This is a genomic window from Parabacteroides goldsteinii DSM 19448 = WAL 12034 (genome assembly GCF_000969835.1).
In the GTDB taxonomy this organism is placed as follows: Bacteria; Bacteroidota; Bacteroidia; order Bacteroidales; family Tannerellaceae; genus Parabacteroides; species Parabacteroides goldsteinii.
Genome location: NZ_KQ033913.1, coordinates 1,089,985 through 1,097,010, shown reverse-complemented (window position 1 = coordinate 1,097,010; position 7,026 = coordinate 1,089,985). Strand labels below are relative to the sequence as shown.

Below are 7,026 nucleotides of genomic sequence, written 5' to 3'. Positions count from 1 at the left end.
ACTGGATAATAACCATTCTTTTAATTCTGTCAAAGAACTACTGAAGGTCTTGTAACTGCGGGTTTCAGTTTTGAGACCTTCGCCACTTATCGTAGCAACTACCATGTCCTTGTGGACATCTATTCCACAACCCCGGAGGATGACTTGTTCAAAAGGTACTGTTTTCATTGCATTCGTTTTTTCGAGTGAATGACACTAAAGTAAACAATACCCCCCTATTTACATTCTCTTGGACGAAATTTATTTCATGGATGTTTCATAATAACAAATGGCATGCAAATTAAAATTATTTATTCAATCTGCATGCCATTCATTATTTCTCATACTTTAGTTCTGCGCCCGGTACTCGTTCGGAGAAGTTCCTACGCACTTCTTGAAAAGACGGGTGAAATGCTGCGGATACTTAAATCCCATTTCATAAGCTATTTCGCTGATAGAACGGCTGGTGTCAAGCACCTTTTCCTTCGCCATGTCAATCAACATCAACTGTATATGTTCCTGAGCCGATTTGCCTGTTTCCTTTTTAATCAAGTCGCCCAGGTAATTTGCGGAAAGATGTAACTGGTCTGCACAATATTGCACAGACGGCAACCCAATCTCTTGTGGCTTATCCGACAGGAAATAGTCGTTCAATATCTTCTCAAACTTCGACAATGTATCTTTATTTACATTCTCGCGGGTAATAAACTGACGGTCATAGAAGCGCAAGCAGTAGTTGAGCAACAGTTCGATATTGGAAACAATCAGCATCCGGCTGTGTTTATCGATCCCCCTGGACAGTTCCAGTTCTATATTCTTCAGGCAATCGATTACGATTTGCCGCTCCTGTTCCGACAAGTGGAGAGCCTCATATACTTCATAGGAGAAGAAATTATAATTCTTTATATTGCGTCCGAGTGTCGTCCCCCGAATCAAATCCGGATGAAACAGCAACGCCCACCCTTTCGGCTTTATCACCTCTCCGTCATTCGACACACCGACCACCTGGCCCGGACCCGTGAAAACCATCGTGCCTTCCTGGTAATCATAATAATTACGTCCATATTGCAAGTCGCCGCATTTTACCTCTTTCAGGAAGACTGCATAAAAGCCGTAACTCATCCGGGCACGTTTTATGCCCGCTACTTTCGAGAAGTCGATCACGCTAACCAGCGGGTGCAACGTTTCCTGCCCTATCCGGTCATTATACTGGCAGATATGATCCATTTTTTCTATTTCAGCCATAGTCTTTCCTTTTAAATGTTTCAGTACAAAGTTAATAGATTTTTGTTATATCAGTCAAACTTCGACTATTTTACAGCTTCCGTATATTCCTCATCAGTCACTTCGCCAAGCCATTCCGCACTGTTTTCGCTTACCTTCGGAGTGATTCCGATATGTGTAAAACGGCTGTCGGGTGCAGCACCATGCCAGTGGACAGTATTGGCCGGAATATTTACCACATCGCCCGGTTGCAAGCGTTGGGCCGGTTTGCCTCTTTCCTGGTAATAGCCGACTCCTTCAGTACAAAGCAGGATTTGTCCTACTGCGTGGGAATGCCAGTTGTTGCGGGTGCCGGGGGCGAAAGTTACATTATAAATGTTACAATCATATTCCGGTTGTGTGGAAAGCATCTTCAGCCAGGCATCGCCGCTGAAGTTAGCAGTAATAGGATTGCCCAGTCCCAATACCGGTTCTTTTACTTGAGTTTTATCTTCCATTATTTCTACTGTTTGATTATTTCCGTTATTGTTCTTACTGTTGCACACATTCACTGCAAAGAGTGCCATGCAAATCAGGATAATTACTGAATTATTTTTCATACGCTTCCTTATTTAATGGTATTTTATCATCTTCCTTTCGATGCTGCAAAAATAAGGAAACAGTGACAACCAGACTGTAGACGGATTACAGATATTTATACCCAAATTACGGATTACCATTGGGATAGTAACACACGTCGACAGATTATTCTACCATCCCCTTGTCGATACCAAACTTCTCATCCGTCTGACATTTTCCGGCAGGTTCCACATGCACCAGAATATCATATACATTGTCTATCGAGTTTTCAATACTTTTCTCTACGGCATCGGCAATTTCATGGGCTTGCATAAGTGTCATCTGTGGGTCCACTTCTATGTCGAGGGTAATATTATACAGGTTTCCTATCATCCTCGACCTAACCCGGTGTGGATTACCTGCACCTGGCACTTTCTCTACAGCTTCAAATATCTTATTATATACATTGACATCTTTCACACCATCCATCAGTTCGACATTGGAGTCCATGAAGATACCGATAGATGATTTTATAATGAACAGGCTTATTATCAATCCGGTAACCGAGTCGAGTATCGGCAATTTAAATATAAACGTGAATATCAATCCCAGCAGAACACCGGATGAGATAACCACGTCATTACGCATATTGACAGCATTTGCCGTCAGCATGGAACTATTGATTTTCTTTCCTTGCTTATACTGATATAACGCCAGCAGAAGTTTGCCGGCAATAGAAAAGACAGTAACATATATAGCAATAGCAGACGGTATCTCTTTTGCCTCATCCGAAAAAATACTTTCAACAGACGACAACAGCATCTGCACACCGGCATAAAATATTACAAGCGACAGGATCTTCGTTGCAATACTCTCCGCTTTCTCATAGCCGAACACATACTTTTTAGAAGGTGGCCGGCTCATAATACGCGCCGTAAAAATCATCACAACAGAAATAATTACATCTGTCGCCGAATCGATACCGTCCCCCAATACGGCTAAACTGCCAGCCAATAAACCTACAATAATTTTCGATACGGAAAGTACAGCGTTACCAATCGTGCTTATCCATGAAGTCCTTATCAATATTTTCTCCCGTGACATATCTTTGCCTTATTAAGTAAATAGATTTTACAAACAGGGGATAAATATAAGCATAATATATCTGCCCACACAGCCAAACGATACAACTATTTTCCCTTATTGGTTTCAATTTACCTCAATTTTTCAACATATCCTGTTTCCCAGTTACTTATCAGATATAAAACCTTATGAAAGCCCATTCCAACATTCTTTACTTTTACATAGTTATTGTATTTTTTTATATCATTGTATAAGATAAAAGATTTAAACAAAATCAGCCATAAAATAAATCGAAATATAGAATATAAATAAATAGCTATCAATATATTACAACAAAAACAAATGACTAAAATAATCGATCGTTTATTTTAGTCATCATAATGGGTTTATTTACTTTAATTTAAAAAATATATAAAACTTTGAAAATCAATTTTTATAAAAAGTTTTATATCTTGTGTAACTTGAAGTAATACATCCCTTTACGCTGACTAGAAAAAACGATCGTTTTTTCTAGTCATTTTTCGTTAGCACACACATGTGACTGACGAACTTTGTTATGTCCAATAACTAGTATTAATGTAATGGCTTACCTACTTATTACTTTATCGTTATTCATATCAATAATCCTTTCAAGGCTTATTATTCCGCGTATTCTGGTAGTTGCACACCGAAAAAAACTGTTCGATATACCTGATGAACGAAAAGTCCATAGTGGAGTAATTCCCCGATTGGGTGGTGTTTCATTTGTTCCCACCATCCTGTTTTCGTTAGCCTTTGTCACCGGATTAAGGTATATTGTCGGGCTTGAAATAGCCATTGACAAGCTTAATTTCATAATTCCCGAATTTTACTTCATGGTCTGTGGTCTGATGTTATTGTATTTATCAGGTATAAAAGACGATTTGGTAGAACTACGCTATCGAAGCAAATTCATCATACAGACCATAGTCGCCTGCTTCATTCCTCTGTCAGGCCTGTGGATCAACAACCTGTACGGCCTTTTCGGTATCCACGAACTTACACCCTGGCTAGGCATCCCCTTCACTATCTTCCTAACCGTATTCATTGTCAATGCCATTAATCTGATAGACGGTATTGACGGTCTGGCATCAGGGCTAAGTAGCATATCGTTGCTCGCACTCGGTAGCCTGTACATCTATTACGAACAATGGGTCTATGCCATGTTTGCTTTTTCCACATTGGGGGTGTTACTTCCTTTCTTCTATTATAATGTATTCGGACAGGCCGACCGTTGCAAAAAAATATTCATGGGCGATACCGGTAGTCTGACATTAGGCTACATACTTGCCTTTTTAGCTATCGCTTATACCAACAACAATTCCGAAAGAGCTCCTTATACCGAAGGAGCCATCGTTGTTGCCTTTTCAACATTGATTGTTCCCATATTCGATGTGTTCCGGGTCATATTGGTACGTGCCCGAAATCATAAAGGGTTATTCAATGCAGACAGAAACCATATACATCATAAATTTTTGGATATGGGCTTCAGTCCGCGCAAAGCAATGATCAGCATATTGGCGATGGCATTAGCTTTCAGTGTCATCAATATGACATTAATATCCTATGTAAATAACAATGTTTTGTTTATAATGGATATTGTTGTTTGGGTTGGGTTGAATTTGTGGTTTGATCGGATCAGGGATAAAAATAATTTATCGGGAAAGTTAAAGGATATAATCTGATTTTCATTGGAATGATACGCTTCTTTATAGAGACATTAAAGAATAAGTTACGTAATAACAGGATCATCGCTAAGAACACGGGGTATTTGACTATCATAGAATGTGTACGTATCTTTATGCCTTTCGTAGCCCTTCCTTACATTATAAGGACGGTTGGTATGGAAAAGTATGGAATGGTAGCTTTAGCACAAACTATTATTCAATATTTTAGTGTGGTCATCAATTTTGGTTTGGACATCTCTGCGGTAAAAGATGTTTCAGTCCATCGTAACGACAAGCTAGCATTGAACAGACTTGTTTCTACTGTACTATTTATCAAATTATTGCTGTTTTTGCTCTGTTCGTTTGTGTTACTGATCGGAATGTTGATCGTTCCGTTTATGGAACAGAATAAACCTCTGATTTTTTTTGCATTTCTAACTTGCTTGTCGGAGCTATTATTTCCTGTGTGGTATTACCAAGGGATTGAAAAGATGAAATACATCACCCTTGTCCGCTCCAGTTCCATATTGTTTTATACGATTTCCGTATTCATATTTATACATAGCGAGGGGGATTATCCGCAGGTTGCACTTCTACAGTCCATGGGAAATGTACTGGCGGGGATAATTTCTTTTTATTGTCTGTTGAAACTGGAAGGTATACGTTTAGCAGTGCCTGGCTGTGCGATGATACGGCAGATGTTCTTTGAGAGCGTACCTTTCTGGTTCTCACGCATATCGGTCATCTTCAATACCAACTTAGCAAAGACCGTGAGCGGCATATTTTTCACAATGGAGAGCGTGGCGGCTTTCGAATTGGCGCAAAAGGTTTCCAATGCAGTCCGTATCCCTACCAGTATGCTCAATCAAGCCGTGTACCCCCATATTACTCGCACACAAGATAAACGTTTCGTGGTTCACTTCCTTTGGTTCAATATTCTGTTGGCCTTTGGACTGAGTACTATCATATTTGTGGCATCTCCGCTATTGGTATCTCTACTCACGGGGACCAAGGTTCCGGAAACTATTTCTTTGATGCGCATATTCTGTCTATACACGTTTTGCACAAGTATTACGATATGTCTTGGAACCACGACATTAGTTGCGTTCGGGTATCCTAGACCTTTCAATAATAGTGTTATATATAGCACTTTTGTACTAGTATTCATCTATTCTTTACTCTATTGGATGAATTTGTTTACTATATACAATTTTGCATTAGCATTGGTTTTAACAGATATTTTTGTTCTGTTTTATCGTCTCTATTACTGCCGTTTATACAGAATCTTGACCTTTGGAAAATTATGATATATATCCTTTTATTCACATATTATGTATGCTTGGCACTAGTGTACGATGTTGGTCAGTATCAAAGGCATAGACAGCTACATTTTTTTATTTCGCTAGCCTTAATGATCCTTGTCAGTGGGCTGCGATATAGGATAGGTAGCGATACAGTGGTGTATATGGATGATTTCAAATACTATCCGGATTTATTTCATTTACAATGGAACGATTTTTCAGATGTTCGTTACGATCCTTTTTGGGTACTGCTTAACGTTTGTTGTAAAACCCTTTGTAATGATTTCTTTTTGGTGCAGTGTGTCGTAAGCATGATCCACATAGTCATTTGGGGTAAGTTCGTCAAGAAAGTTTGTCCTACACTTTGTTTTTCTATGGTCTTGTTTTATTATATGTTTGAATATACCAAGCAGAATATGGAAGTGATGCGTGAAGCTGTGGCTTTGGCTTTTTTCTTGCTTGCCATATTAGCCTTGAATGAACGTAAAACATGGAAAGTCGTGCTATATGTTATCACAGCTTTTTTGTTCCACAAATTTTCGCTGGTGGTCTTTGGGCTTTTCTATGGATTTTATCTAGTCTATTCTTTGAAGAAGATATACGTTATACCTATTATTACTTTTTTTATTGTAATGCCTATTATCCAAAGGGATTGGATTTATATGGTTATAGGAAATATACTTTCGTTAGATACGGTTTATACTAAAGAAATTATGTTTTATGCTACTTCAGATACATATACTATGACAGAATATAATTGGAAAGGAATACTCAGTATCTTTTTACTAATGTTCATCTATATATTTATGAACCTAAAGTGTAGACGAGAATATGGTTCTTATGTTCAATTAAATGAAAAGATATTTGAGAGTGCAATTTTTTTCTCTATACTGTTGATAAGTCTGAAATACTCTTTTATGATTGTTTTCAGATTATATGACTATTTTCAAACATTTACCAGCCTTTTGATTATTATCATGTTCATAAAATCAGTTCGCTGTTATTCTCTAAATAAAAGATTCTTATTATATTTTCTCTTTCTTTCGGTACCTTCTTTTTTTACCATTAAGAGATATCAAGCTGAATTTGATCTCAATCCCAATGTAGCTAGCTATCTCAGATATTATCCATATAATTCGGTGCTCAACCCGAAAAAAGATCGTGATAGGGAACTATTTATTTTTAATTATAAATAA

General features: G+C 38.1%; 6 protein-coding genes. 3 read left to right on the top strand and 3 right to left on the bottom strand.

The features are described 5' to 3' along the window. Positions 1–327: 327 nt before the first annotated feature. The 3 genes from HMPREF1535_RS17455 to HMPREF1535_RS17445 all read right to left on the bottom strand — a co-directional run bounded on the left by HMPREF1535_RS17455 (position 328) and on the right by HMPREF1535_RS17445 (position 2,865). Entirely contained in the window at positions 328–1,224 is an 897-nt protein-coding gene (locus tag HMPREF1535_RS17455) for a helix-turn-helix domain-containing protein (RefSeq protein WP_007657217.1), read from the bottom strand. A 65-nt stretch (positions 1,225–1,289) separates the two neighbouring features. Next, a complete protein-coding gene (locus HMPREF1535_RS17450; protein ID WP_082207561.1) occupies positions 1,290–1,802 on the bottom strand; it encodes a cupin domain-containing protein in 513 nt (170 codons plus the stop codon). Positions 1,803–1,947: 145 nt separating this feature from the next. Next, entirely contained in the window at positions 1,948–2,865 is a 918-nt protein-coding gene (locus tag HMPREF1535_RS17445) for a cation diffusion facilitator family transporter (RefSeq protein ID WP_007657222.1), read from the bottom strand. A gap of 560 nt (positions 2,866–3,425) precedes the next feature. Here HMPREF1535_RS17445 and HMPREF1535_RS17440 point away from each other — a divergent pair. Genes HMPREF1535_RS17440 through HMPREF1535_RS17430 form a run of 3 tightly spaced genes read left to right on the top strand, consistent with a single transcriptional unit; the run spans position 3,426 to position 7,026 of the window. Then, the gene (locus HMPREF1535_RS17440) at positions 3,426–4,547 is read left to right on the top strand and encodes an MraY family glycosyltransferase (protein WP_046146987.1); all 1,122 of its coding nucleotides are present in this window, start codon (positions 3,426–3,428) and stop codon (positions 4,545–4,547) included. 11 nt (positions 4,548–4,558) lie between these two features. Beyond that, on the top strand, positions 4,559–5,836 hold the full coding sequence (locus HMPREF1535_RS17435; protein WP_046146986.1) for an oligosaccharide flippase family protein: 1,278 nt from the start codon (positions 4,559–4,561) through the stop codon (positions 5,834–5,836). Beyond that, a complete protein-coding gene (locus HMPREF1535_RS17430) occupies positions 5,833–7,026 on the top strand; it encodes an EpsG family protein (protein ID WP_046146985.1) in 1,194 nt (397 codons plus the stop codon). The genes HMPREF1535_RS17435 and HMPREF1535_RS17430 overlap by 4 nt, the downstream gene beginning before the upstream one ends.